General features: G+C 72.2%; 22 protein-coding genes. 10 read left to right on the top strand and 12 right to left on the bottom strand.

All coding sequences use genetic code 11. The annotated features are described in order from the left end of the window. Nucleotides 1-101: 101 nt before the first annotated feature. From LUW87_RS16980 to LUW87_RS16965, 4 genes are read left to right on the top strand one after another with little or no spacing between them, the layout of a single operon-like run. Nucleotides 102-1,064: an ABC transporter ATP-binding protein gene (locus LUW87_RS16980; RefSeq protein ID WP_232672392.1), complete on the top strand. Its 963-nt coding sequence runs from the start codon at nt 102-104 to the stop codon at nt 1,062-1,064. Further along, nucleotides 1,061-2,314 (top strand): ABC transporter permease, encoded by a 1,254-nt coding sequence (locus tag LUW87_RS16975; RefSeq protein ID WP_232672391.1) that lies wholly within the window; start codon nt 1,061-1,063, stop codon nt 2,312-2,314. The genes LUW87_RS16980 and LUW87_RS16975 overlap by 4 nt, the downstream gene beginning before the upstream one ends. Continuing rightward, a complete protein-coding gene (locus tag LUW87_RS16970; RefSeq protein WP_232672390.1) occupies nt 2,311-3,489 on the top strand; it encodes an ABC transporter permease in 1,179 nt (392 codons plus the stop codon). Before LUW87_RS16975 ends, LUW87_RS16970 begins: the two co-directional genes overlap by 4 nt. A gap of 57 nt (nt 3,490-3,546) precedes the next feature. Continuing rightward, on the top strand, nt 3,547-3,936 hold the full coding sequence (locus tag LUW87_RS16965) for a hypothetical protein (RefSeq protein WP_232672389.1): 390 nt from the start codon (nt 3,547-3,549) through the stop codon (nt 3,934-3,936). A gap of 41 nt (nt 3,937-3,977) precedes the next feature. Here the strand turns inward: LUW87_RS16965 and LUW87_RS16960 are convergent, their stop codons facing one another. The 3 genes from LUW87_RS16960 to LUW87_RS16950 all read right to left on the bottom strand — a co-directional run bounded on the left by LUW87_RS16960 (nt 3,978) and on the right by LUW87_RS16950 (nt 6,881). Further along, on the bottom strand, nt 3,978-5,669 hold the full coding sequence (locus LUW87_RS16960) for an N-acyl-D-amino-acid deacylase family protein (RefSeq protein WP_232672388.1): 1,692 nt from the start codon (nt 5,667-5,669) through the stop codon (nt 3,978-3,980). 205 nt (nt 5,670-5,874) lie between these two features. Continuing rightward, on the bottom strand, nt 5,875-6,489 hold the full coding sequence (locus LUW87_RS16955; RefSeq protein WP_232672387.1) for a TIGR03086 family metal-binding protein: 615 nt from the start codon (nt 6,487-6,489) through the stop codon (nt 5,875-5,877). After that, entirely contained in the window at nt 6,486-6,881 is a 396-nt protein-coding gene (locus LUW87_RS16950; protein WP_232672386.1) for a cupin domain-containing protein, read from the bottom strand. Before LUW87_RS16950 ends, LUW87_RS16955 begins: the two co-directional genes overlap by 4 nt. 152 nt (nt 6,882-7,033) lie before the next feature. On the opposite strand from LUW87_RS16950, the gene LUW87_RS16945 reads away from it, so the two are divergent. Beyond that, nucleotides 7,034-10,021 (top strand): AfsR/SARP family transcriptional regulator, encoded by a 2,988-nt coding sequence (locus LUW87_RS16945; RefSeq protein WP_232672385.1) that lies wholly within the window; start codon nt 7,034-7,036, stop codon nt 10,019-10,021. A 147-nt stretch (nt 10,022-10,168) separates the two neighbouring features. On the opposite strand, the gene sucD is transcribed toward LUW87_RS16945, so the two are convergent. The 3 genes from sucD to LUW87_RS16930 all read right to left on the bottom strand — a co-directional run bounded on the left by sucD (nt 10,169) and on the right by LUW87_RS16930 (nt 14,629). Beyond that, complete coding sequence (gene sucD / locus LUW87_RS16940) at nt 10,169-11,062, bottom strand: succinate--CoA ligase subunit alpha (RefSeq protein ID WP_232672384.1); 894 nt, start codon at nt 11,060-11,062, stop codon at nt 10,169-10,171. A gap of 10 nt (nt 11,063-11,072) precedes the next feature. Continuing rightward, nucleotides 11,073-12,215: an ADP-forming succinate--CoA ligase subunit beta gene (gene sucC, locus LUW87_RS16935; protein WP_232672383.1), complete on the bottom strand. Its 1,143-nt coding sequence runs from the start codon at nt 12,213-12,215 to the stop codon at nt 11,073-11,075. 434 nt (nt 12,216-12,649) lie between these two features. Beyond that, nucleotides 12,650-14,629: a DUF222 domain-containing protein gene (locus tag LUW87_RS16930; protein WP_232672382.1), complete on the bottom strand. Its 1,980-nt coding sequence runs from the start codon at nt 14,627-14,629 to the stop codon at nt 12,650-12,652. Nucleotides 14,630-15,014: 385 nt separating this feature from the next. Here LUW87_RS16930 and LUW87_RS16925 point away from each other — a divergent pair, with 385 nt between their 5' ends. Next, complete coding sequence (locus LUW87_RS16925; protein ID WP_232672381.1) at nt 15,015-15,461, top strand: VOC family protein; 447 nt, start codon at nt 15,015-15,017, stop codon at nt 15,459-15,461. Nucleotides 15,462-15,487: 26 nt separating this feature from the next. Here LUW87_RS16925 and LUW87_RS16920 read toward each other — a convergent pair whose 3' ends face one another. Further along, entirely contained in the window at nt 15,488-18,841 is a 3,354-nt protein-coding gene (locus LUW87_RS16920) for a UvrD-helicase domain-containing protein (protein WP_232672380.1), read from the bottom strand. Between the two features lie 165 nt (nt 18,842-19,006). Here LUW87_RS16920 and LUW87_RS16915 point away from each other — a divergent pair, with 165 nt between their 5' ends. Then, the gene (locus LUW87_RS16915; protein ID WP_232672379.1) at nt 19,007-19,795 is read left to right on the top strand and encodes an SDR family oxidoreductase; all 789 of its coding nucleotides are present in this window, start codon (nt 19,007-19,009) and stop codon (nt 19,793-19,795) included. A gap of 112 nt (nt 19,796-19,907) precedes the next feature. Beyond that, on the top strand, nt 19,908-20,390 hold the full coding sequence (arr, locus tag LUW87_RS16910; protein WP_232672378.1) for an NAD(+)--rifampin ADP-ribosyltransferase: 483 nt from the start codon (nt 19,908-19,910) through the stop codon (nt 20,388-20,390). A 29-nt stretch (nt 20,391-20,419) separates the two neighbouring features. Here the strand turns inward: arr and LUW87_RS16905 are convergent, their stop codons facing one another. Beyond that, nucleotides 20,420-20,827 carry a hypothetical protein gene (locus LUW87_RS16905; RefSeq protein ID WP_232672377.1) on the bottom strand — a complete coding sequence of 136 codons (408 nt, stop codon included), beginning with the start codon at nt 20,825-20,827 and terminating at the stop codon, nt 20,420-20,422. A gap of 10 nt (nt 20,828-20,837) precedes the next feature. Beyond that, nucleotides 20,838-21,632: a dienelactone hydrolase family protein gene (locus LUW87_RS16900; RefSeq protein WP_232672376.1), complete on the bottom strand. Its 795-nt coding sequence runs from the start codon at nt 21,630-21,632 to the stop codon at nt 20,838-20,840. 61 nt (nt 21,633-21,693) lie between these two features. Between LUW87_RS16900 and LUW87_RS16895 the strand changes: the two genes are divergently transcribed. Both LUW87_RS16895 and LUW87_RS16890 read left to right on the top strand, forming a co-directional pair. Further along, on the top strand, nt 21,694-22,671 hold the full coding sequence (locus tag LUW87_RS16895) for a TIGR03621 family F420-dependent LLM class oxidoreductase (RefSeq protein ID WP_283251224.1): 978 nt from the start codon (nt 21,694-21,696) through the stop codon (nt 22,669-22,671). A gap of 97 nt (nt 22,672-22,768) precedes the next feature. Further along, nucleotides 22,769-23,749: a hypothetical protein gene (locus LUW87_RS16890; protein WP_232672375.1), complete on the top strand. Its 981-nt coding sequence runs from the start codon at nt 22,769-22,771 to the stop codon at nt 23,747-23,749. Between the two features lie 78 nt (nt 23,750-23,827). On the opposite strand, the gene LUW87_RS16885 is transcribed toward LUW87_RS16890, so the two are convergent. Genes LUW87_RS16885 through LUW87_RS16875 form a run of 3 tightly spaced genes read right to left on the bottom strand, consistent with a single transcriptional unit; the run spans nt 23,828 to nt 26,414 of the window. Then, nucleotides 23,828-24,649 (bottom strand): SDR family NAD(P)-dependent oxidoreductase, encoded by an 822-nt coding sequence (locus LUW87_RS16885; RefSeq protein WP_232672374.1) that lies wholly within the window; start codon nt 24,647-24,649, stop codon nt 23,828-23,830. Continuing rightward, on the bottom strand, nt 24,649-25,884 hold the full coding sequence (locus LUW87_RS16880) for a DegT/DnrJ/EryC1/StrS family aminotransferase (protein ID WP_232672373.1): 1,236 nt from the start codon (nt 25,882-25,884) through the stop codon (nt 24,649-24,651). Before LUW87_RS16880 ends, LUW87_RS16885 begins: the two co-directional genes overlap by 1 nt. Next, the gene (locus tag LUW87_RS16875; protein ID WP_232672372.1) at nt 25,881-26,414 is read right to left on the bottom strand and encodes a MarR family winged helix-turn-helix transcriptional regulator; all 534 of its coding nucleotides are present in this window, start codon (nt 26,412-26,414) and stop codon (nt 25,881-25,883) included. Before LUW87_RS16875 ends, LUW87_RS16880 begins: the two co-directional genes overlap by 4 nt. Nucleotides 26,415-26,449: the final 35 nt, after the last annotated feature.

Raw genomic sequence — 26,449 nt, 5'->3', positions numbered from 1 at the left:
CGGGCGTCCCGTGGCGGCCCCCTTCCCCTCGACCGACGGCCGATCGGCCTCCATCGGGGGCGGACGAACACCTGCCCGACCCGCCACTAGGGTCGCCGGGCATGGCTGAACGGGACGACCCGCTCGTGCTGCGCGTCGAAGGGCTCGTGCGCCGCTTCGGAGACCGGGTGGCCGTCGACGGCGTGTCCTTCGCCATCGCGCCGGGCGAGACCTACGGGCTCCTCGGTCCCAACGGTGCCGGCAAGACGACGACCATCTCGATGGTCGCCGGCGTGCTCGGCACCGACGCAGGGACGATCACCGTCGCCGGGCACACCATGGGCCGGGGCGATCGCCAGGCCAAGGCCGCCATCGGCCTGGTCCCCCAGGACGTGGCGCTCTATCCCGACCTCTCGGCCACCGAGAACCTGCGCTTCTTCGGCCGTCTCCAGGGCCTCGACGGCCGAGCGCTCGATGCCCGCATCACCGAGGTGCTCGACGTGGTCGGCCTCACCGACCGCGCCGCCGACCGCGTCGACGCCTACTCGGGGGGCATGAAGCGGCGAGCCAACATCGCGGTGGGCCTCCTGCACCGGCCCCGCCTGCTGATCCTCGACGAACCCACCGTGGGCGTCGACCCCCAGAGCCGCAACCAGATCCTCGAGTCGATCGAGGTGCTCGGTGGCGAAGGCCTCGCCGTGCTCTACACCACCCACTACATGGAAGAGGCCGAGCGCCTCTGCGACCGGGTGGGCATCATCGACGACGGACGCCTCGTGGCCGAAGGCACCCGGGCGCAGCTGGTCGAACGGATCGGCAGTCGCGAGAGCATCACCGTGCAGGTGCTGGGCGACGGTGCCTCGGTGGCCGAGCGATGCCGCCTGGTCACCGGCGTGGTGGCCGCCGACCTCGCCGACGCCACCACCGTCACGGTCGTGGCCGTCGACGCCGCCGCCGTGCTCTCCGAGGTGGTCGAGGCGGTCCACGACGCCGGCACGTCCATCACCGGCGTCGAGATCGACGAACCGGATCTGGAGGACGTGTTCCTGCAGTTGACCGGGAAGGCGCTACGGGACCGGGCATGAGCGGCCGCGCCGATCCCGCCCTCGCCACCCACCCCGACCTGCGTCCACCCGGTGGCAGCCGGGCCACGGGCATCGTCGCCGGGTCGGATCTGCGACGGCGGATCCGCAACCGCTCGGCGCTGCTCACCGCCTTCGCCGGGCCGCTCGTCTTCGCCGTGGTGTTCAGCACGCTCATCGGCGGCGCCACGTCCAGCCGCTTCGAGGTGGCGGTGGTCGACATGGACCGGTCCGAGACGTCCGCCGCCATCGTGTCGGGACTGCTCGCCGACGACGGTGGTTCGCCGGACCAGCCGTCAGAAGACGCCTCCGCGGTGACCTTCACCCGTCTCGACGGTCGCGCCGCCGCCGAGGCGGCGGTCGACGACGGCGAGGTCGACGCCGCCATCGTGGTGCCCGAGGGCTACGAGGCGGCGGCGCAGACCCCCACCCCGTCCTCCCTCGTGGTGCTGCGCAATCCCGGACGCACCATCGCCGGCCAGGTGGCCGAGTCGGTGGCCACCAGCGTGGCCGGTCGTGTCCTCCAGGTGGCCACCGCCGCCGCGCTGGCCACCGACCTGACCGGGACGGCTCCGTCCGCCGACCTGCTCCAGGCCGCTCGCGATGCCGCGTCGCCCCTCGGCCTCGGCCAACTCGACGTCGACCGCGACGAGATCTCGCCGGCGGCCTACTACGGCGCGGCCATGAGCATCCTCTTCCTGTTCTTCACCGTCGGCCTGGCCGCCCGTTCGGTGCTGGCCGAACGCACCGACGGCACCCTGGTCCGCCTCCTGTCCGGGCCCACCCCGCCGGGCGCGGTGATCGCCGGCAAGACCTCCTCGGTGGCGGCGCTCGGTCTCGCCGGCTTCGTCACCGTCTGGGTGGTCACCTCGGTCGTGTTCGGCGCCGGCTGGGGCAACCCGGCCGGGGTGGTGGTGCTCATGGTCGCCACCGTGATCGCCATCGCCGGGGTGGCCACCCTCGTCACCTCTCTCGCCCGCACCCCTCAACAGGCCGAGTCGTACACCGCGCTGGTCGCCTTCGCCTTCGCCTTGTTGGGGGGCAACTTCCTCGGTCCCGGCCAGCTCCCCGGGGTGCTGGAACAGGCGTCGCTGCTCACCCCCAACGGGTGGGCCCTGCGGGCCTTCACCGAGCTGGCGGCCGGCACCGCCGACCCCACCCAGCTGGCCACGACCGTCGCCGTGCTGGTCGGGTTCGGCGTGGTCTTCGGGACGATCGGCCTCGCCCGCGTCCACCGGCTGATGGCGCCATGAGCCGGCTGAGGGCGGTGTGGGCCTTCGTCGCCGTCCTGTTCCGGTCGCTCAGCCGGGACCGTACGGCGCTGTTGTTCATGGTCGTCCTACCGATCCTGGTCATCGTGGTCATCGGGAGCGCCTTCGGCGGCGAGGGGCGCGTGGGAATCGGCGTGGTGAACACCGCCACGGGCCCGGTCTCGGAGGCTTTCGTCGCCGAGCTCGAAGAGGCCGAGGGGGTGGCGATCACCGACTACCCCGACGCGGACCGCGCCGATGCCGCCATCCGGCGAGGCGACGTGTCGGCAGCCGTCGTCGTCCCGGGCGATCTCGACGACACCGTGGCGGGGGGCGGGGAGGTGGAGATCGCCTTCCTCGGTTCCGCCAGCGACCAGGCCGCGCTCACCGCTCGGGTGGCGGTGAGCGGGGCCGTCGACGCCGTGGCCGCTCGGGCCGGGGCGGCGAGGGTGGTGGTCGACGGGCTCGGCGGGTCGTTCCCGGACGCCTTCGCCGCCGCCCTCAGCGTCGGTCAGGGCGGCGATGGCGGCCGCGACGTCGAGATGGTCGACATCGGGGGCGGTGGCACCCGGGACATCAGCCGCTTCTCCCTGGTCGCCCCCCAGAACCTCGTGCTGTTCGTGTTCATCACGTCGCTGTCCGGTGGCGCCTACCTCGTCCTCGCCCGCCGGGCCGGGATCCTGCGTCGGGTGGCCTCGCTGCGCACCGACACGACCACGGTCCTGGTGGGCATGGCCACCGGATGGTTCGCCATCGCCCTCGTCCAGTCGCTGCTCATCCTGGGCATCGGCGCCCTCTTCTTCGACGTGGACTGGGGCGACCCGTGGGGCGCGGCGCTGCTCACGGTGGCCTTCGCCGCCGTCGGGGCCAGCGCCGGCCTGCTGGTCGGCGCCATCGGGCGCGACGAGGACAAGGTCGGCAACCTCGCGCCCATCGTGGGCATCACCCTCGGTGCCCTCGGGGGGTGCATGGTCCCCATCGAGGTGTTCCCCCCGGCGATGCTGGCCATCGCCCACGCCGTCCCCCACTACTGGGCGATCGTCGCCTGGCAGCGGCTGGTCTTCGACGGTGGAGGCGTCGCCGACATCGCCGGCTCCCTCGCCGTGCTCACCGGGTTCGCGGTGGTCCTGCTCGGGGCGGCCTCCGCCGTCCTTCGCCGTCAGCTGCGCCACGGCTGACGGCGCTCCGGGCCCGCCCGCTGCCCGGCCGAGGGCCCCAGCAGGCACACTGGGACGATGGACCGCACCCCGGCCACCAACCCCCCACCGGCCCAGCCCACCACCCGCGGGGTGGCCCAGTGCCTGGTGATCGGCCTGGCCTGCGGCATCGGCGTGCGCATCGTGGCGTGGGTACTGCCGCTGGGGTGGCTCGGGCTCGTGCTGCTCCCCGTGACCGGCGTGGTGGTGGGCGCCGTGATCGGCCGCTCCGTCCGCGTCACCCCCCGCAGCGCCGGGCTGGCCTTCCTCGGTGGCGCCATGGTGTGGGCCGTCATCGCCGCCGGAGGCGGGCTCCTGTGGCCGCTCCGCGTGATCTTCGGCGTGGCCATCGCCATGGTCGCGGCGGCCGGGTTCGCATCGAGCGTGGCGTGGCGGCAGGGACCGACCCGCGCCCTCCCCCCGGGCTGAACCCGCCTGCCAGCCGGGTGCTCGACGCCGCCCCGGCGTGCTCAGGCGGCGCGCAGGGGCCGCCCGGCCAGCACCCCGGTGTGCCTGCCGTCCTCCATGAACACCTGGCCGTTCACCAGGGTCCAGCCGTAGCCCTCGGCTCGCTGCACGAAGCGACCGGCGTCGCCGGGGAAGTCGCGCACGTACTGCGGTAGCGGCAGGTGCAGGGCATCGAGGTCGACCACGTTGAGGTCGGCCCGGGCCCCGGGGCGCACCACCCCCCGGCCGGTCAGCCCGGCGAAGGCGGCGGTGTCGGAGGTGATGCGCCGCACCCCTTCGCCGATGTCGACCAGGCCTCGCTCGCGCACCCAGTAGGAGAGGAAGAAGGTGGGCTGGCTGGCGTCGAGGATCTGGCCGACGTGGGCGCCGGCGTCGGCCAACCCCATCATCACCAGGGGGTCGGTGAGCATCTCGGCGATCACCCCGAAGTCCTGGTTGAGCACCGGCCAGTTGAGGACGACCTGCCCGTCGTGGGCCACGCAGAGGTCGACGTAGGCCTCCACCGCGCTGGTGCCGGCCCGCTCGGCATGCGCCGCCAGGCTGCTGGCGGGATCGCAGTCGTAGCGAGCCCCCCGCTCGGGGGTGAGCACGTAGAAGTCGCGCCAGGCATCGACGCCGGCGGGGCCGTCGCCCTCGGCGACGAGGGCGGCGTGCACGTCGGGATCGGTCATCGCCGCCGCCTTGGTCCGGGCGTCGAGCCCGGAGAGGGCTTCCCAACCAGGTCGGCTGTCGAACGGCGTGGCGTGGTCGAGGCTGAACACCACGCCGATGCCCCGAGAGGTGGTCTGGGGCCGCAGGCGAGCCCCGGCGGCGTTGGCACCGGCCACGAACCCGAGGGTCTGGCGCCACAGGTCGGGGTCGGAGAAGGTGTTGGTCAGGTTGAAGGTGAACGGGCGCCCCGCGGTCCGGCTCATCGCGGCCATGAGCGCCACCTCCGAGCGGGCCCGTTCGACGCCGGGTCCGTCGCCGTCGAAGCGGGGGGCGGCGCCGAAGAAGCCGCGTCCGTGGGCACCGACGGCGTCGGCCAGGGCCACCAGCTCGGTCTCGGTGGCCCAGGTGCCGGGCACGTTGCGACCGTCGGGGGCCACGTGCCGGCGGGTCCGCGAGGTGGAGAAGCCCAGGGCGCCGGCGGCCATGGCCTCGTCGACGGCACCCACCATGACGGCCAGCTCCGCGTCGGTGGGGACGGCGTCGGGATCGAGGGAACGCTCCCCCATGGCGTGGTAGCGCACCGCGCAGTGCCCGACCATGCCCCCGACGTTGACCCCCTTCGGCGTCGAGCCCAGCCAGTCGAGGTACTGCCCGTAGCTCTCCCAGCTGAACGGCAGCCCGGCGAGGATCGAGTCGGCCGGGATGTCCTCGACCGACTCCATCATCCGGGCCAGGTAGCCGGCGTCGCCGGCGCGGACGGGGGCGAAGGTGACGCCGCAGTTGCCGATCACCAGGGAGGTCACGCCGTGCCAGCACGACGAGGTGGCCAATGGGTCCCACCCCAGCTGGGCGTCGAGGTGGGTGTGCAGATCGACGAACCCCGGGGTCACCAGCCGGCCGTCGGCGTCGAGCGTGCGTCGACCCCGCCCGACGTCAGGACCGACGGCGACGATCGTGTCGCCCTCGACGGCCACGTCGGCGGCCACCGGGCCCGCTCCCGTGCCGTCGACCACCATGCCCCCACGGATCACCAGGTCGTGCATGGACGGCCACCGTAGGCCCACCGAACGACGGCGTCACCCAGCGACGAGGGTCGACGCTGCGCACGGTGGGGGTGTGCCCGGTGGGGAGGCCGAAGGCGAGCGGCGCGATGCCGACGAGCCCGGGGCCGGCGGCCCCGGGCTCGGCTCGGCTCGGCTCGGCTCGGCTCGGCTCGGCTCGGCTCGGCTCGGCTCGACTCGGCTCGACTCAAGGGCGCCCGGGCACCGAGCGCCCGGTGAAGGCGACGAGTCGCTCCAGCGGCGTCGCCCCGCCCGGCGCCACCGTGGACTCGGCGAAGGTGCGACCGTCGCGCTCTCGTCCGTCGAGGGTGCGGTGGGCGATCCGCCCGGCGCCGACGACGACGTCGTCGGGCACGTCGAGCTCGGACCCGAGGGTCGTCGCCAGGTCCCAGCTGTGGACCAGCAGGTCGAAGGCGACGAACCGGAGGAAGGTGGCGCCCTGCATGGACCCGAAGGGGAGATCGAGCACCCGCTCCGTCGCCCCCGGCGACTGCGCAGCAGCGCCGAAGTGCTCCGCGGCGCGCTCGAAGGCCCCGAGCGGGTCGTCACCGAGGGCGTCGGGCAGGCGGCCCGAGATGTCGTGGACCGGGCCGCCCTGGAGGGCACCGGCGAACATCTCGGCCCCGCCGACCACGTGGTTGAGCAGGTCCCGCACCGCCCAGCCGTCACAGGGCGTCGACAGGCCGAGCTCCGTCGGGCCCACCTCCGCGACCAGCGCGCCGAGCCTCGGCACGATGACCTCGAGCTGGGCGGCGCCCTCCTCGGCGTCGCGAGGCAGCGTCTGCACCTCGGTGACGCTCACGAGCCCGCCCCCGCCATCTGATCGAGCATGTGGTCCAGCGCCGCCGTGTGCTCCACCGCCGGGCTGAACAAGATGACGTCGGCGTCCTCGGTCACCCGCACGGTGTGACCCGGCGGCCAGTAGAAGAGCTCACCGCCCTCACACTGCTCGTCGGTGCCGTCGCGGTAGGACACGACGAGAACGCCCGAGAGCATGTACCCCCAGTGGGGGGCCTGGCAGCTGTCGCCCTCGAGCCCGGCGAGCAACGGAGCGATGTCGGTGCCGGCGGCCAGGGAGAAGAACTCCCCGCCGATGGTCCCGTACCCGGTCGCGTCGCCGAAGTCGGGGAGTTGGCGAGCCACCGCTCCCGGCGCATCGATCTTGACCGGCACGTCGTCTCTGCGGATGTGCATGGTGTCTCCGTTCGTCGTGGTCCATCTGGTTCGAGGAGCACGATGAGGCCCGGCCCTTGTGGGCTGTCGGTGGTCCGTCGGTGGTCGCTCGGTGGCGCGGCGTGGTGCGTCACCGCCACCGTCGGCGACGAGATGGGGCCAGACTGTGAGAGATGGGACTTCAGGTGCTCGGTGGGGTCAAGCTCCGCGACGGCACCGAACAGGTGTCGCTCGGACCCACCCCACGCCTCCTCCTCGCCGTGCTGTTGGCCCACCGACGACGGGTCGTCTCCGTCGACGCCCTCGCCGACGCCCTCTGGGGGGCAGAACCCCCGGCGACGGCGCGAGCCACGCTCCAGACCCATGTGTCCAGGCTCCGGACGCTGGTGCAACGACTTCCCGGCACCCGGCTCGTGGCACAGGCCCCCGGCTACGTGCTGGAAGTGCCTCGGGACCAGGTCGACGCCGATCGCTTCGCGGACGCGGTCGAAGCCTCGCTCTCCCAGCGGGTCGACCCCCGGCGCACCGCGGCCGAGCTCGATGCGGCCCTCGAGGAGTGGCACGGCCCCGCCTTCGCCGGGATGGCGGAGCACGACTGGGCCCGACCCGAGGCGGTGCGGCTCGACGAGCTCCACCTCGTCGTCCGTGAGGAACGAGCAGCAAGCCGGCTCGACGCCGGCGACGCGGCCGAGGTGATCGGCGACCTCGAGGCGTTCACCTTCGAACACCCCCTTCGGGAACGTCCCTGGGGGCTGCTGATGCTCGCCCTGCACCGCAGCGGTCGCCAGGCCGAGGCGCTGCGCACCGCACACCGGCTGCGCCGGACCCTCGCGGACGAGCTCGGGCTCGAACCCTCCCCCGAGCTCCGGTCGCTCGAGCAGGCCATCGCCGCGGAGGACCCGGCGCTGCGTCCGCCGTCCGGCGGGCCCGCCGAGGGGGCCGAGCCGCCGGTGCCGACATCGGCCCCGCCCTCGACCCGTGCGACCCTGCCCAGGGCGGCCACCGAGCTCCTGGGTCGGGCCGACGACCTGGCCCGCTTGGAAGCGCAGCTCGGCGCGGCCCGGGTCCTGACCCTCACCGGACCGGGTGGGGTGGGCAAGTCCCGCCTCGCCTACGAGCTGGCCGGACGCCAGGCCGAGCACCACGGCGACGGCGTGCGGGTCGTCGAGCTGGCCCCCATCGTGAGGCCCGAGGAGGTCACGCCGTCGGTCGCCGCCGTGCTCGACGTGCAGCAACGGTCCGGTCGCACCCTCACCGATGCCATCGCCGAGGTGCTGGGACCGCTCGAGCTGCTCCTCGTGCTCGACAACTGCGAGCACGTCATCGAGGGCGTGACGTCCCTCGTCGACCACGTGGTGCGCTGGTGTCCCCACGTGCGGATCCTGGCCACCAGTCGAGAGCCGATGCGACTCCCCGGCGAGGTCGTGTGGCCGGTGGCACCGCTGCCGGTCCCGACCGACCCGACCGCCCCGGCCGCGGAGCTGGCGAGCTCTCCTGCCGTGCAGGTCTTCCGGGAGCGAGCTGCGGCGGCCTCACCCGGCTTCCACTACGACACCGCCACGGCCACCGACGTGGCCGAGCTCTGCATCCGTCTCGACGGCGTCCCCCTCGCCCTCGAGCTGGCGGCAGCCCGCATGAACTCGATGTCCCCCCGCCAGCTCGTCGAGCGCCTCGACGAACGCTTCGGCCTGCTCGATGCGCCACGAGCGCTCGATCGTCGCCACCGGAGCCTCCTCGACGTCGTCCAGTGGTCCTACGAGCTGCTCGACAACGCCGAACGCACGCTCTTCGAGCGCATCTCGGTCTTCGCCGGGGGCTTCGGGCTGGAGGTGGCCGAAGCCACCTGCGCCGACGAGGAGCTCCCGGCCCACGACATCGCCGGTCGGCTGGCCGCGCTCGCCGACAAGTCGCTGGTCGTGGCCGAGCACGAAGGCGACGGGGTTCGCTTCCGCCAGCTGGAGACCCTGCGGCAGTACGGGGCTCGCCTCCTCGCCGAGCGTCCCGGATCCGGGTGGGTGGCGAGGGCCCATGCCGAGACCTTCACCGGCCTGGCCGAGCTCGCGGCCACGGAACTCGAGTCGCCGGACGAGGCCGCCACGATGGCGCGCCTCGAGACCGAGCTGGGGAACCTGCGCGCCGCGGTCCGCACCGCCACCGACGCCGGAGACGTCGACCTGGCGCTGCGCCTCGCCACCGCGACGCGCGAGTTCGGGTTCCGGCGCCTGCGAGACGAGGTGGTCGGGTGGGCCGAGGTACTGGTGACCAAGCCGGCGGCGCAGACCCACCCGCTCTTCGCCACGGCACTGGCCATGGTGGCCTACGGCTGCTTCGTGAGGGGCGAGCTGCGCGCGTCGATCCGTTGGGCCGAGCAGGCGGTCGAGACCGCGGACCGTTCGGGCCACACCACCGAGGGCCTCGCCGAACGGGCACTCGGCAACGCCTGGTTCTACGTGGGAGACCGCATCGTGGCGCTGGAGTGGATGCGACGGATGCGGGCGGCAGCTGAGGCCACCGGCGTCGACGGGAACGTCGCCCACGCCCGGTACATGAGCTCGGTCGCGGCGACCAGCGTCGGCGATCTCGACGGCGGACGCCGCCTCGCCGAGCTGGCCCATGAGGCGGCCGAGCGCAGCGGGAGCGCGACGTCGCGATCCCAGGCGGCGTACGCCTCCGGTCTGGCTGCGGCCGCCACCGGCGAGAGCGACGCCGCCCTCACGATGCTGGAGGCCGCCATCGACGCCGCCGCCGAGGCCGGCAACCGTTGGATGGTGGCCTTCGCCATGACCGAGGCCATGTGGTTGCGCGCCCAGCGGGGCGAGCTCGGGTCCGCGCTCGAGGGTTACCGCGAGGTGGTCGAGACGTGGTTCCGCGGCGGGGACTGGGCGAACCAGTGGCTGACCCTCCGCCAGCTCGCCGCCATCCTCGCGTCGTGCCGCCACGACGAGCAGGCGGCGATCCTCTTCGGGGCGGTCGACGCCGCCGGGGCCGCCTCCGCGCTCCCGTTCGCCCCGACCGACGCCGACGCCGTCGAGCTCGAACGGGACTCGCTCCTCGCCCGCCTCGGCGGGGACCGGGCCGCCCAGCTCCACTCCCACGGGGCGCGGATGCGCGACGACGCCGTGGTCGCCCACGCCCTCGCCGCCATCGCCGACGCCCGCTGAGCCACTGCTCGAGCAGGTGGCGTCACCCCCCCCCGGCGGCGCTGGTGCACGACCCCACCACGGGCCAGACGCGCACGGAGCCCGGCCGTGGGGCCGGGCTCCGTCGGTGTGGATCTGCTTCGGTGACGGACCGCGGTCCGCCCGGGGTCAGGCCCAGCCGTTCTCGCGGACGACCTGGACCATGAGCTCGCCGGCCTCGGTGGGGTTCTGGCCCACCTTCACGCCGGCGTCGGCGAGGGCTTCCATCTTGGCGGCCGCCGTGCCCTTGCCCCCGGAGACGATGGCACCGGCGTGGCCCATCTTCTTGCCGGCCGGGGCGGTGACGCCGGCGACGTAGGACACGACCGGCTTGCTCATCTTGTGCTTGATGAACTCGGCCGCCTCTTCCTCGGCCGAGCCGCCGATCTCACCGATCATCATGACGGCCTTGGTGTCGGGGTCGGCCTCGAAGGCCTCGAGGCAGTCGATGAACGAGGTGCCGGGCACGGGGTCGCCACCGATGCCGACGCACGTGGTGACGCCGATGTCCTGGAGCTTGAGCTCGTAGAGGGCCTGGTAGGTGAGCGTGCCGGAGCGGCTCACGATGCCGACCGGGCCGCCCTCCTTGGCGATCTCGCCGGCGGTGATGCCGATATTGGCCTTGCCGGGGCTGATGATGCCGGGGCAGTTGGGGCCGAGCAGGCGCACGTTCGGGAAGTCGCGCTTGAGCTTGTTGTAGAACCAGGCCTCGTCGTGGGCGGGGACGCCCTCGGTGATGCAGACGATGAACTCGACACCGCCTTCGGCGGCCTCCATCACGGCGCTGCGCACGCCGGGAGCCGGGATGAAGATGCAGCTGGCGTTGGCGCCGGTCTCGGCCACGGCGTCGGCGACGCTGGCGAAGATGGGGATGCCATCGACGTCCTCGCCCGCCTTCTTGGGGTTGGTGCCGGCCACGACGTTGGTGCCGTAGTCACGGTTGCGCAGACCGTAGAAGCGGCCCTGGGAGCCGGTGAGGCCCTGGTAGACGACCTTGGTGGTCTCGTCGACGAAGATGCTCATGTCGGGGTCCTCAGTTCTTCCCGGCCAGCTCGACGGCCGTACGGGCCGCCTCGAGCATGGTGGGCCGGCTCTGCAGCTTGTCGGACAGGTGGGGCTCGAGCAGGGCCCGGCCCTCGTCGGCGTTGGTGCCGTCGAGGCGGATCACGATGGGGGCCTCGATGTCGACCCGGTCGAGCGCCTCGATGATGCCCTTGGCCACCTCTTCACCCCGGGTGATGCCACCGAAGATGTTGATGAAGATGCTCTTGACCTTGGGGTCGTCGTTGATGACCTGGAGGGCCCCGGCCATCACGTCGGCGTTGGCGCCGCCGCCGATGTCGAGGAAGTTGGCCGGCTCGCCGCCGACCTGGTTGACGACGTCGAGGGTGCTCATGGCCAGCCCGGCGCCGTTGGCGATGATGCCGACGTAGCCGTCGAGGCCCACGTACTGCAGGCCCTTCTCGTGGGCGGCCTGCTCGCGGGCGTCGCGGACCTGGGTCTTCTCGTACTCGTCGAGCTCGTGGCGGTAGGCCGCGTTGGCGTCGAGGGTGACCTTGGCGTCGAGGGCGTGCACGTTGCCGTCGGTCTTCACGATGAGGGGGTTGATCTCGGCCAGGTCGGCGTCGCCCTCGGTGTAGGCGGTGTAGAGCTTGCGCAGCATCTCCACGGCGCCGTCGGTGACGTCGGGGTTGAGCTTGGCGGCGAGCACCCACTCGCGGGCGGCGTCCTCGCTGAGGCCGTCGACCGGGTCGATCCAGATCTTGGCGATGGCGTCGGGGTTGTCGACCGCCACCTGCTCGATCTCGACACCACCCTCGGCCGACAGCATGCCGAGGTGCTTCTTGGCCGAGCGGTCGAGCGTGAAGCTGGCGTAGTACTCCTCGGCGATGTCGGAGGCGTGCTCGATCCAGAGGATGCGGGTCACGTGGCCCTTGATGTCGAGGCCGAGGATGTTGCCGGCGTGCTCGCGCACGGCGTCGGCATCGGGGGCGAACTTCACGCCGCCGGCCTTGCCGCGGCCGCCCGCGTGCACCTGGGCCTTGACCATCACGGGGTAGCCGACCGCTTCGGCCGCAGCCAGCGCATCCTCGACGGACTCGACGGCCCGCCCCTCGGAGATCGGGATGCCGTACTGGGCGAAGAACTGTTTGCCTTGATATTCGAGAAGATCCACGAGGGGACAACGTAGTCACCGGGCCGGTGAGCGGCCCAAACGTCGTCGACAGGTCGTGCGCCCGACCGGGCCCGATGTGTGGCCCATCGGTCGACGCGGGGATACTGGCACCCCATGAGCCCCGTCCAGCAGCGCCCGGCGCGCAACCCGCGCTCGATGGTCATCGCCGTCGGCGGCATCGTGCTCGGGATCGCCCTGGTCATCGTGGTGTTCGTCCTGGCCATCCCCTCGCTCACCGAGTCCGACTCGGTGCAGGTGAACCTGGGTGACGACCGCTTCACCGCCGGCAACGTGTCCCGCCTGGCCCCGGCGGTCGACGAAGGTGGGCCACTGCTGCTCCCCGACGTGGCCAACGGCCAGCGCGACATCTACCTGCAGCACCTGGGCGCGGAGGAGGACGAGGACTGGCTGGCCTTCGACGCCCGCCGACCGGGTCAGTCCCGGGACTGCACCCTCGAGTGGCAGGACGCCGAGGCCGAGTTCGTCGATCCCTGCGACGGCACGGTGGTGCCCGCCGACGGCGAGGGGTTGATCTCGTACCCGGTGGAGGTCACCGAGAACGGCGAGGTGGTCGTCGACCTCAACCCCGACGACACCGAGACGACCGACGCTGAAGGTGACGAATCCGGCGACAGCAGCACCGACACCGGGGAGTAGCTCCGGCCCGACCGACACAGCGGCGTGCTCCCGGCGCGATTCGTCCTGCCGCACCTGACGTGCCCACCCGACGGAGCACCATGGCCGCTCCTCTCCGGTTCCGGGAGCCGGAGGGTGAGCGTGAGCCGGGCCTGGTCGTAGCCGCAGACGCCCGGGTCTGCGTCGCCGTCGTCTGAGCGGCAAGCTCCCGGCCCGGGCTCGCCCTGGTCGTCGGCGCTCTCGCCTCGGCTCGTCGTGGCCTGCTCGTCGGTGGGGCTCGGTCCGGCGACTCGGTCGTCGGGCCTGTCCTGTTCGGCGCCGGTGGCGCCGTTGTTCGCGAGGGCGGCGTCGAGGGTCCCGGCGTGATCGAGGGTGCCGGGGTGGTCGTCGTTGCGGTGGAGGGGGAGGCGGGGTGGGCGGCGGGTGTGGGGTGGTGGGCTGGTGAGGGTGGTGCCGTCGGGTCGGGTGACGGTGACCGTCCCGTGGTCGTCGATGGTGATGTCCCAGCCGTCGCGGTGCACGACCCCGTGGTGGGTGGAGCACAGGCAGAGGAGGTTCACCAGTGAGGTGGCACCACCGCGTTTCCAGTGGGTGATGTGGTGGCCGTTGATCCAGGCGACGGGTGCGTCGCATCGTTCTCCGGTGGGGGTGGGGAACCGGCAGCCGCCGTCGCGGGCGAGCATCGCATCACGCAGCGGTCCGGCGGCGAGGCGCACTTGTCGGCCGTGGTCCAACACCTGGCTCTCCGCGAGCATGACCCGCTCGAGGGTGGTGCCGGCCCCGAAGATGGTGGTGACCGCCTCGGGGGACAGGCGGTGGCCGTCGATGGTGGTGGCCTGCCCGGTGGCGTGATCGAGGGCGTGACGCAGGAACCCTTCCTCGACCGTCGAGACCGGCTGCCCGGCGTGGCGGCGGGCGGTCAAGAACCGGTCGAGACCGGCCCGGTCACCGATACCCAGCCCGTAGAGGGCGGCGCGGTACAGGTCACCGAGCTCCATGAGGGCCGTGAGCTGGGGGGTGCGGGCCCGGCGGGGCCCCTCGCAGTCGACGTGGGCGGTGTAGAAGCGGCACACCTCGACCAGCGCATCGCCGAGCCGTTCGGACCTCACTCGGTGGGCAACGCGACCATGGCCATCCGCGGCGCGAGCTGCGGTGAGGGCGGCGTCGGCGGCGGTCAGCGCGGCGTCGATGACGGCGGTGGCGTCCGGGCCGAGGTCGCCGTCGAGCCGCCCCCGATCATCGGACCCGTAGCGAGACAGGTGCACGAACCCATCGACGGTCGTGTCGTGCGGATCGACCGGCTCGTCACTGGTGGCTTTGGTGTCGCGGGCGAGGTTCACCCAGGTGTCGATGGCGGTGCGGGTGTCACCCACGCACAACCCGACCAGCACCGGCGAGAGCTCCTCGTCATGCGCGGCGAACACGTCGACCAGATCGCGGGGCACGGCGGACACGATGACCGCCACCTGCGCGGCGGCAAGCGACCCGTCGAACAGCAACTTGGCCAGCACCGGCCACACCGCCAACCGCTGGGCCCGGGCCGCCAATGCTTTGGCCTCACCGTCGGTGAGCGCCACGTGGGCCTTCAGCCAACCCACCGCGGAGCGGTACCCGTCGACGTCGTGACCACCAGTGGCGAAGAACCCGGTCAGGGTCTCGAGCACGGTCACCTCGACCCGTTCGCGCAGGGCGAACAGTTCGACCACGTCGGCCGACACCGGGGCCACGGTCAGCTCGCCGACCGCCTCCTCCAGTTCCCCCAGCGTCGTGGTGACCATGCGTCGAAGTCTACAGGACAGGTGTTCGATGTCCACCCAGAATCAACACGTTTCATATGGATATTCGCGTTCGAGTTCAGACCGGCGATGCGTGGCCCGCCGGCCCACATCTGCCCGGCCTGGAACCCGTCACATCGGCCGACGCCACCGGCGCCTGCGCAGATGCGCGCACGCGTCGTGTCCTGACCCCCCCCCGCACCGGGAGCGTCGCTGCGCAGCGACCGACAGTCCTGCGGAGACGGCCACACGCGTTTCGGACGGGCCGTGCCGCAGACCACCCGACTCCATCCGGTGGACGATCGGCCGGCCCCTGGCCCCCGCCGCGGCCTGAGCACCGGCACCCCACCCTCCCGGTGTGGAGCCCACGACCTCCTAGCCTCGGGACATGGAGCAGCGTGTGAGCCTCATCACCCTCGGCGTGCGGGACGTGGCACGGGCCCGACGCTTCTACGAGCAGCTCGGGTGGCAGGGGCAGGAGGTCGACGAGACCGTCTTCTTCCAGGCCAACGGCCAGGCGATCGTGCTCTGGGACAGGCAGCGGCTCGCCGAGGATGCCGGGATCGACGGCGACACCGGCGCCAGCTTCTCCGGCGTGGCCCTGGCCCACAACGTGCGCTCGGCCGAGGAGGTCGACGACGTCGTGACCAGCGCAGCATCCGCGGGCGCCACGGTCACCCGCGCCCCCAGGACCACGTTCTACGGCGGCTACGCCGGCTGCTTCCGCGACCTCGACGGGCACGTGTGGGAGATCGCCCACAACCCGGGCTTCCCGCTCGACGGCGACGGGAACCTCACCGTGCCCGACCTCACCGGTCCCCCGTCCGACGCCTGAGGTCCGAGTCCGAGGTCAGAGGCCGCTCAGCGCTTCTCGAGCGGCGCCCACGACAGCAGGAGCTGCTTGGACCCGACGCCGCCGGCGAAGTGCACGTGGGCGACGGTCTTGTCGCCCGTGCCCTCGATGGCGGTGATCACACCGTCGCCGAAGCTCTGGTGGTGCACGTCGTCGCCGACGGCCAGGCCCAGCTTGTCGGCACCGCTGGGCTCGGGCGCGGTCGGCTTGAGGGCGGCCTCGACCACGTCGTCGCGGTGACGGCTGCGGCCGCCGATCACCGACCCCGTCCACTCGTCGTCCTCTGAGCGGCGACCACGGCCGTATCCGCCGCCCCCGCCGCCGCCGAAGCCCCTGCTGCCCGACGAACCGGAGCCCCCCCAGCTGCCGCTGGCCGGTCGCCGCGACGCCCGCCGGTTGCCCTCGATCTGTTGCACCAGGCCCTCGGGGATCTCGTCGAGGAAGCGGCTGGGCGGGTTGTACTGGGTGCCGCCGTAGATGTTGCGGGCCCAGGCGTGGGACAGGTACAGCCGCTCGCGGGCCCGGGTGATGCCCACGTAGGCGAGGCGGCGCTCCTCCTCGAGCTCGTCGGGCTCGCCGATGGAGCGCAGGTGGGGGAACACGCCGTCCTCGAGGCCGACCAGGAACACCACGGGGAACTCGAGGCCCTTGGCCGAGTGCAGGGTCATGAGCACGACCGACGACTCGTCGCCGTCGAGGTCGTCGGTGTCGGCCACCAGCGAGATCTGCTCGAGGAACTCGTCGACCGAGCCGAAGTCGCGCGCCGCGCCCACCAACTCGGCCAGGTTCTCGATGCGCCCCTCGGCCTCGATGGAGTGCTCGGCCTCGAGCTCGGCCACGTAGCCCGAGCGCTGGAGGGCGGCTTCCAGCACCGCCGCCGGGCCCTCGGGGATGAGCCCGATGAGCTCTTCGTGCAGGGCGAGGAACTGCTCGATGCCCTTCACGGCGCGCCCGGTGACGCCGGCGGCCGGTGCTTCGCGGAGCGTGTCGAGGAACGTGAGCCCGTGGGCCCGGGCATACACGTCGAGGCGGCCGACGGTGGAGTCGCCCACGCCCCGCTTGGGCACGTTGAGCACCCGCTTGACGCTGACCTCGTCGGCCGGGTTGTTGGCGGCGCGCAGGTAGGCGATGGCGTCCTTGACCTCACGCCGGTCGTAGAAGCGGGTGCCCCCCACCACCTTGTAGGGGATGCCCACCCGCATGAGGTACTCCTCGACGACCCGGCTCTGGGCGTTGGTGCGGTAGAAGACCGCACAGTCGCCCCAGCGGTGCTGGCCGCCGTCGTGGAGGTGCATGAGCTGGTGGGCCACCCACTGGGCCTCGTCGCCCTCGTCGTCGGCGTGGTAGCGCACGATCGCCTCGCCCGCCCCGGCCTCCGTCCACAGCTCCTTGGGCTTGCGCCCCAGGTTGTTGGCGATGACCGCGTTGGCGGCGTCGAGGATGGTCTGGCTCGACCGGTAGTTCTGCTCGAGCAGCACCACCGTGACCTCGGGGAAGGCATCCTCGAAGTCCACGATGTTGCGCATGTCCGCCCCGCGGAACTTGTAGATGGAGTTCTTGTTGAGGATCCCGTTGGCTGCGTACGAGTACGTCGCAGCCACTTCGAGGTCGTAGACCGGGCCGTCGTGGTGATCGAAGACCACCTCGTCGACGGCGACCTCCTCCCAGCCGTTGGCACCCTCGGCCAGCAGGACCATGCCGGGTCGGAGGTGGGCCAGCGGGGTGAAGTCGTACACCTCGCCGTCGATGAGCATCCGACGACGCACGGCGAGACCTCCCGCATCGGCGACGCGGCGGGCAAGCTCGACCGCCTCCACATAGTCGGTGCGGCTGGTCTCGAAGCGAGCGGTGCCAGGGAGCCGACCCGGCCGCACCGCGAGGCCGCCGGCGCGGAGGAGGTCGGCGACCGCCTCCCGGTTGGATGACCACTGCACCCGATGACCGGCACGCGAGCGACGTCGGTCCGAGAACATGGTGAGGTTCACGGTGGCCCGCCGGGCGCCGTTCTGGGGGCGGTGGTGAGGGAACTCCGGATGGAGGTGCAGCTCGCTCATCAACTGCTTTGCTCGGGACTCGGTGTCGAGCGTGGCGTAGAGCCGCTCGAGCCACTCCTCGTCCATGGAGAGCCGCCGCCCGATCCCGTGGAAGCATGCCGTCGGCAGCCCGTAGTCGGCGGCGAAGCGAGCCTCCCAGTACGACGCCTCCGCGGGACTGTCGCAGACCTGGAGCACCCAGACGGCGTCGGCACCTTCCTGGTTGGCGCGGACCCGCACGCCGATGGCCGCGTTGCCGCGATCATCGGAGCGGACGCTCTTGCACTGGCCGATACGCCAGCCGCGGTCGGCGCGGTGCATGAGGTAGACGACCCACTGCCCCGGATTCAGCGTCATCCGAGCGGGGACGATGTGGTGGGGCGTACCCGTGAGGGTGCGACCGCCCGCGTGGACGGTCACGATGGTGCCCTTGTAGCGGCCCGGCACGACCTCACGCACCCGCCCGACAGCGGGTTCGAGGCCACCGTCTGCGCCGAGCACCTCGTCGCCGACCCTCACCTGCTCTACGGGGACCTCGCCGGTCGGCGTGCGCACCATGGTGCCGGCGGGGAGGCACTGGTCGGCATCGCCCACCACGCAGACCCGACCGGACTCCTGGGTGAGCAGCAGCACCAGGTCGTTCTGCACCCGGTTGGTGTCCTGGTACTCGTCGACCAGCACGTGCTGGAAGCGGCGCCGGTAGTGCTCCAGCACCTCGGGGTGCTCGCGCAGCAGGCGCACCGCGTTGGCCAACAGGTCGTCGAAGTCCATGGCGCCGGCCTTGAGCAGGCGGGCCTGGTACTCGGTGAAGACGTCGGCGATCTTGCGCTCGAAGATCACCTTGGCCCGCTCGGCGTACTCGACGGGCCCCACCCCGTCGTTCTTGGCCGCCGAGATGATCGCCTGCACCGACCGGGGAGGGAAGCGCTTCGAGTCGAGGCCCAGGTCACGGATGACGTAGCCGGCGAGGCGCACGGCGTCGGCCTGGTCGTAGATGGTGAATGACGACGGGAAGCCCAGCAGGTGGCCGTCGCGCCGCAGGATGCGCACGCACGCCGAGTGGAATGTGGAGACCCACATCTTCTCGGCGACCGGCCCGACCAGCTCGGCCACCCGGTGCTTCATCTCGTCGGCGGCCTTGTTGGTGAAGGTGATGGCCAGGATCTCGAACGGGGACACACCGAGGTCGCGGATGAGATGGGCGATGCGGTGGGTGAGGACGCGCGTCTTGCCCGAGCCGGCCCCGGCCACGATGAGCAGCGGGCCCTCGGTGTGGGTCACCGCCTCGTGTTGGACCGGGTTCAGCCCGGAGAGCAGGTCGTCCGACATGGCGCGCCCACCCTACCGGTGGCCTGTGACGGCCTCGCCCGGCACCGGGGCCGCTCGCGGCAGGCTCGACCGGGCCCTCCAGCCCCTCGGGACCCGCTCCCAGGCAGCTAGCGTCGCCGGGGTTCGCAGGCCCGCACCCGGCGGGCCGACAAGGGGGAAGAACCAGTGATCCTCGATCTGTTCCGTCTCGATGGCAAGGTCGCGATCGTCACCGCGGCCGGCCGCGGCATCGGCGCCCGCATCGCCACCGCCTTCGCCGAGGTCGGCGCCGACGTGGTGATCGGCGCGCGCACCGAGGAGCAGCTCCGCGAGGTCGCCGACCAGGTCGAGGCCCTCGGCCGCCGGGCGGTGGTCGTTCCGGGCGACCTGAGCACCCGAGAGGCGATGGGCACCCTCGTCGACACCGCCATCAGCGAGCTCGGCCGCATCGACATCGTGGTGAACAACGCCGGCGGCTCCATGCCCCAGCCGTTCATGGACACCACCGAGAAGGCCTTCGACCACGCCCTGCGCTGGAACGTCACCACCGCCTTCAACCTCTCGCAGCTGGCGGTGCCCCACCTGCTCGAGCAGGGCGGCGGCTCCATCCTGAACATCACCTCGGTGGCGGGGTCGTTCGCCGACCGTGGCTTCACCGCCTACGGCACGGCCAAGGGCGCCCTCATGAAGCTCACCCGCCACATGGCCCAAGACCTGGCCCCCAAGATCCGGGTCAACTCGGTGTCGCCCGGATCGATCGCCACCTCGGCGCTCGACATGGTGCTGCAGATGCCCGAGCTCGAACAGGCCATGATCGACGGCACGCCCCTGGGGCGCCTCGGCACGGTCGACGACATCGCCGCCGCTGCCGTCTTCCTCTCCTCGGAGGCCGGCTCCTACGTCACCGGCCGCGACATCCGCGTCGACGGCGGCATCGAGGGCTCCAACCTCGAGATGGGCATCCCCGACCTCTGAGATGATCTGAGACCCGCCTCCCGGTCCGGTCGCCCTCGACCGGACGAGCGGCGAGCACCGGCGGATCACAACTGGAGGGACCGTGGCGGACGACCAGCGGCCAGCACACCTGATGTCCATCGCCGAAGCGATCGAGGCATCGGCCGGCACCGAGCACGTGCCGGTCACCTTCGACAGCCACGAGCACGTGGAGGGGCCGTTCTTCCACGGCACCAGGGCCGAGTTCGCGGTCGGTGACGAGCTGGTGCCCGGGCGATCGTCCAACTACCACGAGGGCCGCGTGGCCAACCACGTCTACTTCGCAGCGTTGCTCGAGCCGGCCATCTGGGGCGCCGAGCTGGCGGTGGCGTTCGGCGACGGCGAGGGACGCGAGCGCATCTACGTCGTCGAGCCGACGGGCCCGTTCGAGGACGACCCCAACGTCACGAACAAGCGCTTCCCGGGCAACGTCACCCGGTCCTACCGCAGCCCCCACCCGGTGCGGATCGTCGGTGAGCTCGAGCGGTGGGAAGGCCACCCGCCCGAAGTCCTGCAAGCCATGCTCGACAACCTCGCCGACCTCCGAGCCAAGGGCCTCGACGTCATCGAGGACTGACCGACGGCGACCGACCGGAACGACGGCCCTCAGCCGGAGTCGGGGTAGCCGGCGTAGCCGTCGCCGTCGAGGTCCTCGCAGAGGGTGGGCGAGTCGGCGAAGGCGGCGAGGCAGTCGGCGCCCCCGATGAGGTAGGTGCCCTCACCGGTGCCCAGCGGATCGATGCAGTCGGGATCGGAGCCCAGCGCGCAGGGGTCGCCCGGCGACAACCCCGCCTCGGAGGTGGGGGGCGCCGTGCTTGAGGGCGCAGCGGTGGAGCTCGGTGCCGCGGTCGTCGAGGGCGCCGCCGTGGTGCTCGAGGCCGAGGGCTCCGCCGTCGTCGTCGTGGCCTCGTCGTTGCCGTTGTCGTCGCCGTCACCATCGCCACCGCAGGCGCCCAGTGCCAGGCCCAGGGCGAGCACGGCGGGGAGGAGCACCACTCGACGGATCAGCCGCATGGCCGCGACGCTACTGCGACGCCAGGAGGCGGTCGCGGAAGAAGTCCAGGACCTGGTCCAGCGCCTCGCGGGTGGGGTGCCCGGGCTGGTCGACGAGGTGCTCGGTGAGCACCGAGTGGGCCCGCGTCGAGATGCCCCACGGGTTGTCCTTGGAGGAGTCGATCTCGACCCCGACGAAGCCGTCACCCAGCTCGCGACGAAGCCGTTCGAAGCGCTCGGCCGGCACCACCGGGTCGTTGGTGAAGCGCAACCCCAGCACGCACACCCCTTCGTCGACCCGCTCGCGAACCCGGGCCAGGTCGTCGTCGGAGAGGTGCACCGACGACTTGGCCGACCCGGTGAAGCCGATGGGGAGCGAAGGTTGCGAGAGCACCGGGGCGATCATCTCGGGCCCGGCCATCATCCCGAGCGCGAACCCGCCGGTGAAGCACATGCCAACCGCCCCGACGCCCGGCCCCCCGCAGGCGGCGTGGGCATCGCGGGCGAGCGCGCGCAGCCAGTCGGTGACCGGCGCCGTGCGGCCGGTGGCGAAGGCGGCGAACTCCTTCGACACGCACGCTGGGACGAGTGACCGGGCCATGTACACGCCGCTCGGGTCCTTGCCGGGCTCACCGAAGAGCACCGGCAGCACCACCGTGCAGCCCAGGTCGCGCACCCGACGGGAGAAGGCGGCCACCGCCGGGGTGATGCCGGGGATCTCGGCCATCACGATCACGGCCGGGCCGGTACCGCTGCGGTAGACGTCTCGGGTGGTGCCCTCGTGACGGAACGGCGTGCAGGTGAAGTCGGAGAGGTCGTCCGGCATGGGGTCACGGTACGCCGATCCGGCGCCCGAGCGCGGGGCCGGACGCCGGTACGGTGCGGCCATGAGCGCCGTGCCCCTGCCCCGCCCCAAGCCCTTCCGCTTCGGCGTCCAGGCCAGCGCCCCGGCCGGTGGCCTCACCGGCACCCCGGCCGACGCCCGGGCCTGGCGGGACCTGGCCCGCCGGGTCGAGGACCTGGGCTACGCCACCCTCACCGTGGCCGACCACTTCGACGACCAGTTCGCCATCACCCCGGCCGTGATGGCCGCCGCCGACGCCACCACCCGCCTCCGCGTCGGCGGCCTCGTCTGGTGCAACGACTACCGCCATCCCGTGGTCATGGCCAAGGAGGCAGCCACGATCGACGTGCTGTGCGAGGGGCGCTTCGAGCTGGGCCTCGGCGCCGGCTGGATGACCACCGACTACGAGCAGTCCGGCATCGCCCTCGACCGGCCCGGGGTCCGCATCGAGCGCCTCGCCGAGGCGGTCGGGATCATCAAGGGCCTGTTCGCCGACGGCCCGGTGTCCTTCGACGGCGACCACTACCGGGTCCACGCTCTGGAGGGCCTCCCCAAGCCCCTCCAACGGCCCGGGCCGCCCCTGCTGCTCGGCGGAGGCGGACGCAGGATGCTCTCGTTGGCGGCCCGCGAGGCCGACATCGTGGGCATCAACATCGACCTGCGCAAGGGCGTCATCGATGCCGATGCCGGTCCCAACGCCACCACCGACGCCACCACCGAGAAGCTCCGGTGGATCCACGACGCCGCCGGAGACCGCTACGACGACCTCGAGCTGCAGGTCAGGGTGCACGTCGCGGCTGTCACCGACGACCGCGACGCCATGGCCGAGTTGCTCGGGCCGGCACTCGGCATCTCGCCGGCCGACGCCCTGGAGTCGCCGCACGCCCTGGCCGGCACCGTCGAGCAGCTCGTCGAGCAGATCCAGGAGCGCCGCGACCGCTTCGGGATCTCCTACATCGGGATCGGGGCCGACGCCATGGAGGGCATGGCCCCGGTGGTGGCTCGCCTGGCCGGCACCTGAGCCCCGCCCCGGCGGCGCGCCGCCGGGCGCGGATGCGCGTCTCGTCAACCGCTACCCTCGGCGTCCCGGGACGCTTCGGCCCACAGGGGGACTCCACATGACCGCCACGTCCACCACGACGCCGAGCGCCGTGCGCCTCGAGCCCGCCTACGACGACCCGGCGCTGGTGGTCGACACCATCCGGGCGGTCGAGGAGTGGTGGCCGATCGCCCGCTACGCCGGCACCGAGAAGGAGGTGCGGGCCACCGGCGGCAACCAGGGGGCCACCATGTTCGTGCCGCCGTGGTTCCGGCGCGACTTCGCCCTCGGTCGCCGGGCCCTGATCCCGGGCGCCGACGTCGTCCTGGGCAACCCCCGCTTCGTCGAGGGCGCCCACGCCGTGTTCGGGGCGGAGGCCATCGTTCGCCCCCAGACCGTCTACGTGAACGTGATGGTGCCGGGCCCGGTGCCGTTCATCCCCCACACCGACGTCCCCGCCTTCCGGGGGTTCACCCGCGACGACCACCCCGTCTGGCTCCTCAACCAGATGATGAGCTCCGGGTTGTTCGAGCACTGGCGGGTGCGGCTGGCCACCGCTGTGAGCTGGTTCTACGACGGGCCCGGCGGCGCCTTCCACTACTGGCCCGACGGTCCCGACGCCCCGTCGGCCGTCGTGGAGCCCCCGTACGGCAACGTGGCCGTCCTGTCCGACAACGAGCGCACCTACCACGGGGTGGCCCCGGTGGGCGACGAGGGCGACGCCCTCATCGAGGGCCTCACCCGTGACTCGTCGTTGCACCGCGTGGCGGGTGGCTGGCAGATGCGCAACGGCGACGAGGTCGTCCACACCGCCACCGATGCCGATGTCCGCATCACCGTGTCGTGGAAGGGCGAGATCTACGCCGACGCCGACGAGCTGGCCCGGTGCGAGGAGCACGTCGACGACCTCACCCTCGAGCGCGTCGTCGACACGTTCGTGGCCGATCTGCGAGCGCGGGGCGTCGACGTCGAGCCCCCCGACGACCCCCACCACGAGGACGCCTGGGTGGAGGCCATCAGCACCACGTACAGCCGCCGCGCTCCTCGCGTACCCCGCTGAGCCGGACTGCCCGCCGGCCCGGCGACCCCGGAGCCGGGCGACGGCTGCTGCCGCCCGACCCCGACGACCGGGACCGGGTCAGGACAGCGCGTTGCCGTCGAGGCCGTGGACGGTGAGACCCCACTCCTCGATCAGGTCGAGGCTGACCGTGATCCGGCCGGTCACGTCGGCCGGGCAGTCGCACAGGGCCACGGTCCCCTCCACCATCTCCTCCATCGACTCGATCTGGTCGGGGGTCAAGATGTCGCCCACCAGCTGGGCGGCGCCCTCGCTCAGCACCGCAGCTCGCGGCTCCACGGTGTTCACCCGCACCCCGGTGCCGTGGAGCGTGGCCGCCATGCCGTTGCTCACCCGGTTGAGAGCCGCCTTGGAGGCGCCGTAGGCGATGATGCGCTCGGCCGAGTCGCTGAGCTCGTGGCCGGGACCGGGCCACAGCTGGGCGCTGCCGCTCGACAGGTTGACGATCCAGCCCTCACCGGCGGCGACCATGTCGGGCACGACGGCCAGCGACAGGTCGACCGGGGCGTTGACGTTCACCTCGAACATGATGTTGCGCCGCTTGACCGACACCTCGGCCAAGGGCGCCTGGATCGACGCCGCCGCGTTGTTGACGAGGATCTCGACCGGGCCGCCCAGGGCCTCGACCGCCTCGGGGATCACCCGGAGGCGGTCCTGGGGGTCGGTGAGGTCGGCGACGACCACCGAGACCGCGGTGCCGTACTTCTCGAGGCGAGCGCGCGTGTCGTTGAGGCTGCCGGGCAGGTGGTCGTGCTTGTCGAGCGTGCGGGCGGTGAGCACCAGGTCCGCTCCTTCGGCGGCCAGGCGCTCGGCGATGCCGGCGCCGATGCCCCGGCTCGAGCCGGTGACCACGGCGCGCCGTCCTGCGAATCGTCCAGCCATCAGATGAGTCCCTTCTCGGCCAGGAAGCCCTCGAGGGTCTGGCCCATGTAGTGGCAGTCGTCGTCGTCCATGGAGTGGTTGTTGGGCAGGATGATCCCCCACTCCATGACCCGATCGGCGTTGGGCAGGCCCCCTTCGGGGGCCCGGTGCGGCTTGTCCCGGAACGCAGGCTGGCGGGTGGCGTTGCCCGTCCAGACCATGCGGGTGTCCACCCCGTTGCGCTCCATCCACTGCTGCAGCTCGCTGCGGCGGATGCCGGAGTCGGGCTCGATCAGCGCCGGGAACATGTGCCAGCCCGTCTCCACGCCCTCGGTGAGGCGAGGCATGGTGAACAGGTGCGGGTACCGCGCGAAGTACGACCCGGTGATCTCGAAGTTCTGCTGGCGACGGACCAGGTTGTCGGCGAGCTTGTCGAGCTGGACGAGACCGAAGGCGGCCGACAGCTCGGAGGGCTCGAAGTTCCAACCGACCTCGTCGAAGATGAAGAGGTTGTCGTACTCGAGGCCGTCGTCGATGGTGCTGAAGAAGCTGCGCTCGACCCCCTTCGTGGACCCGAACAGCTGGACCTCGCTGCGCCGGCCCCAACGCCGCAGCAGCAGCGCCTTGTCGGCCATGTCGTCGTCGTCGAAGCAGACCATGCCTCCGGTGCCGGCCGCGGTGATGATGTGGCTGAGGGCGAAGCTGGTGAGGCTGATGTCGGCCCGGGTGCCGGTGGGGGTGCCCCGGAGGGTGAGGCCCAGGGCGTCGCAGGAGTCCTCGATCACCTTGAGCCCGTGACGGTCGGCGATCTCGCGGATGCGATCCCAGTCGGGGGCGTTGCCGATGAGGTTGGGGGCGAGGATGGCCTTGGTGCGCGGCCCGATCATCGCCTCGATGGCGTCGACGTCGATCTGGAAGGTGTCGGGGGTGACGTCGACGAACACCGGCACCAGGCCGGCCCTGATCATGGGCGCGATGTCGGTGGAGAAGGTGACGGCCGAGGTGAGGATCTCGTCGCCCGGTTCGAGACCGAGGACCTCGACGGCGAGGTAGAGCGCCGAGCTCCCCGAGTTGCACATGACCCCCCGGCGCTTGCCGAACAGCTCGGCGACGCGTTGCTCCATGGCCTTGACGTTGCGGCCGATGCGCATGGCGGTGGGGCCCCCGCGCAGGACCGCGACGACCGCGTCGATCTCGCGCTCGTCGTGCACCGACCCGGCGTAGTCGATGCGGCGGTCGGACTGGATGCGGCTCATGGGCGCTCCTCGGTGGCTGGGGTGGCTGGGGTGGCTGGGGTGGCTGGCGTGGCTCGGGTGGCGGTGGGGGCGGGCCGGAACGGCACCGCCTTGAGGTCGTCGACGAGGCGATCGACGAGGGTGGTGAGCGCAGTGCGGTCCTCGGCGCTCCAGCCCGACAGCACCTCGTCGAGGTGGGCGGTGCGCACGGCCACGATGCGGCGGTAGACGTCGCGGCCCTCGGGGGTGAGGCGCACCACGGTCACCCGGGCGTCGTCGGCCCCCGAGCGGCGCTCGACGAGGCCGTCCTCGGTGAGGGAACGGACCTGACGGCCGGCCGCCGCCGGGTCCATGGAGCACTCGCGGGCCAGCTCGGTCATGGTGAGCTCGCCCGCCTGGTCGACGCTGCGCAGCACGGCGTAGCCGGCGCGGGTGACGACCGCGCCCACGGCCGCGGACTGGCGGCTGTACATGCGGCGGCTCACGGTGAGGCGGAAGAGCCGCTCGAGGGCCTGCTCGGCCCCGACCACATCGCTGCTCGTCCGGCCCATGGCGCCACCCTAGGAAGCTTGTCTGACTATGTCCA

This window comes from Rhabdothermincola salaria, from assembly GCF_021246445.1.
GTDB classification, from domain to species: Bacteria; Actinomycetota; Acidimicrobiia; order Acidimicrobiales; family Acidimicrobilacustridaceae; genus Rhabdothermincola_A; species Rhabdothermincola_A salaria.
Note: the sequence above shows the minus strand (reverse complement) of the source record. Positions and strands in the feature narration are given on the sequence as shown.

What these genes read in the sequence shown, in the direction of transcription:
- LUW87_RS16930 (WP_232672382.1), bottom strand. Translation starts at nt 14,629, where the DNA reads ATGGTCACCACGACGCTGGGGGAACTGGAGGAGGCGGTCGGCGAGCTG.
- LUW87_RS16970 (WP_232672390.1), top strand. Translation starts at nt 2,311, where the DNA reads ATGAGCCGGCTGAGGGCGGTGTGGGCCTTCGTCGCCGTCCTGTTCCGG.
- LUW87_RS16895 (WP_283251224.1), top strand. Translation starts at nt 21,694, where the DNA reads ATGAGCGCCGTGCCCCTGCCCCGCCCCAAGCCCTTCCGCTTCGGCGTC.
- LUW87_RS16925 (WP_232672381.1), top strand. Translation starts at nt 15,015, where the DNA reads ATGGAGCAGCGTGTGAGCCTCATCACCCTCGGCGTGCGGGACGTGGCA.
- sucD (WP_232672384.1), bottom strand. Translation starts at nt 11,062, where the DNA reads ATGAGCATCTTCGTCGACGAGACCACCAAGGTCGTCTACCAGGGCCTC.
- LUW87_RS16965 (WP_232672389.1), top strand. Translation starts at nt 3,547, where the DNA reads ATGGACCGCACCCCGGCCACCAACCCCCCACCGGCCCAGCCCACCACC.
- LUW87_RS16950 (WP_232672386.1), bottom strand. Translation starts at nt 6,881, where the DNA reads ATGCACATCCGCAGAGACGACGTGCCGGTCAAGATCGATGCGCCGGGA.
- LUW87_RS16920 (WP_232672380.1), bottom strand. Translation starts at nt 18,841, where the DNA reads ATGTCGGACGACCTGCTCTCCGGGCTGAACCCGGTCCAACACGAGGCG.
- LUW87_RS16900 (WP_232672376.1), bottom strand. Translation starts at nt 21,632, where the DNA reads ATGCCGGACGACCTCTCCGACTTCACCTGCACGCCGTTCCGTCACGAG.
- arr (WP_232672378.1), top strand. Translation starts at nt 19,908, where the DNA reads ATGTCCATCGCCGAAGCGATCGAGGCATCGGCCGGCACCGAGCACGTG.
- LUW87_RS16885 (WP_232672374.1), bottom strand. Translation starts at nt 24,649, where the DNA reads ATGGCTGGACGATTCGCAGGACGGCGCGCCGTGGTCACCGGCTCGAGC.
- LUW87_RS16945 (WP_232672385.1), top strand. Translation starts at nt 7,034, where the DNA reads ATGGGACTTCAGGTGCTCGGTGGGGTCAAGCTCCGCGACGGCACCGAA.
- LUW87_RS16960 (WP_232672388.1), bottom strand. Translation starts at nt 5,669, where the DNA reads ATGCACGACCTGGTGATCCGTGGGGGCATGGTGGTCGACGGCACGGGA.
- LUW87_RS16890 (WP_232672375.1), top strand. Translation starts at nt 22,769, where the DNA reads ATGACCGCCACGTCCACCACGACGCCGAGCGCCGTGCGCCTCGAGCCC.
- LUW87_RS16975 (WP_232672391.1), top strand. Translation starts at nt 1,061, where the DNA reads ATGAGCGGCCGCGCCGATCCCGCCCTCGCCACCCACCCCGACCTGCGT.
- LUW87_RS16980 (WP_232672392.1), top strand. Translation starts at nt 102, where the DNA reads ATGGCTGAACGGGACGACCCGCTCGTGCTGCGCGTCGAAGGGCTCGTG.
- LUW87_RS16905 (WP_232672377.1), bottom strand. Translation starts at nt 20,827, where the DNA reads ATGCGGCTGATCCGTCGAGTGGTGCTCCTCCCCGCCGTGCTCGCCCTG.
- LUW87_RS16880 (WP_232672373.1), bottom strand. Translation starts at nt 25,884, where the DNA reads ATGAGCCGCATCCAGTCCGACCGCCGCATCGACTACGCCGGGTCGGTG.
- LUW87_RS16875 (WP_232672372.1), bottom strand. Translation starts at nt 26,414, where the DNA reads ATGGGCCGGACGAGCAGCGATGTGGTCGGGGCCGAGCAGGCCCTCGAG.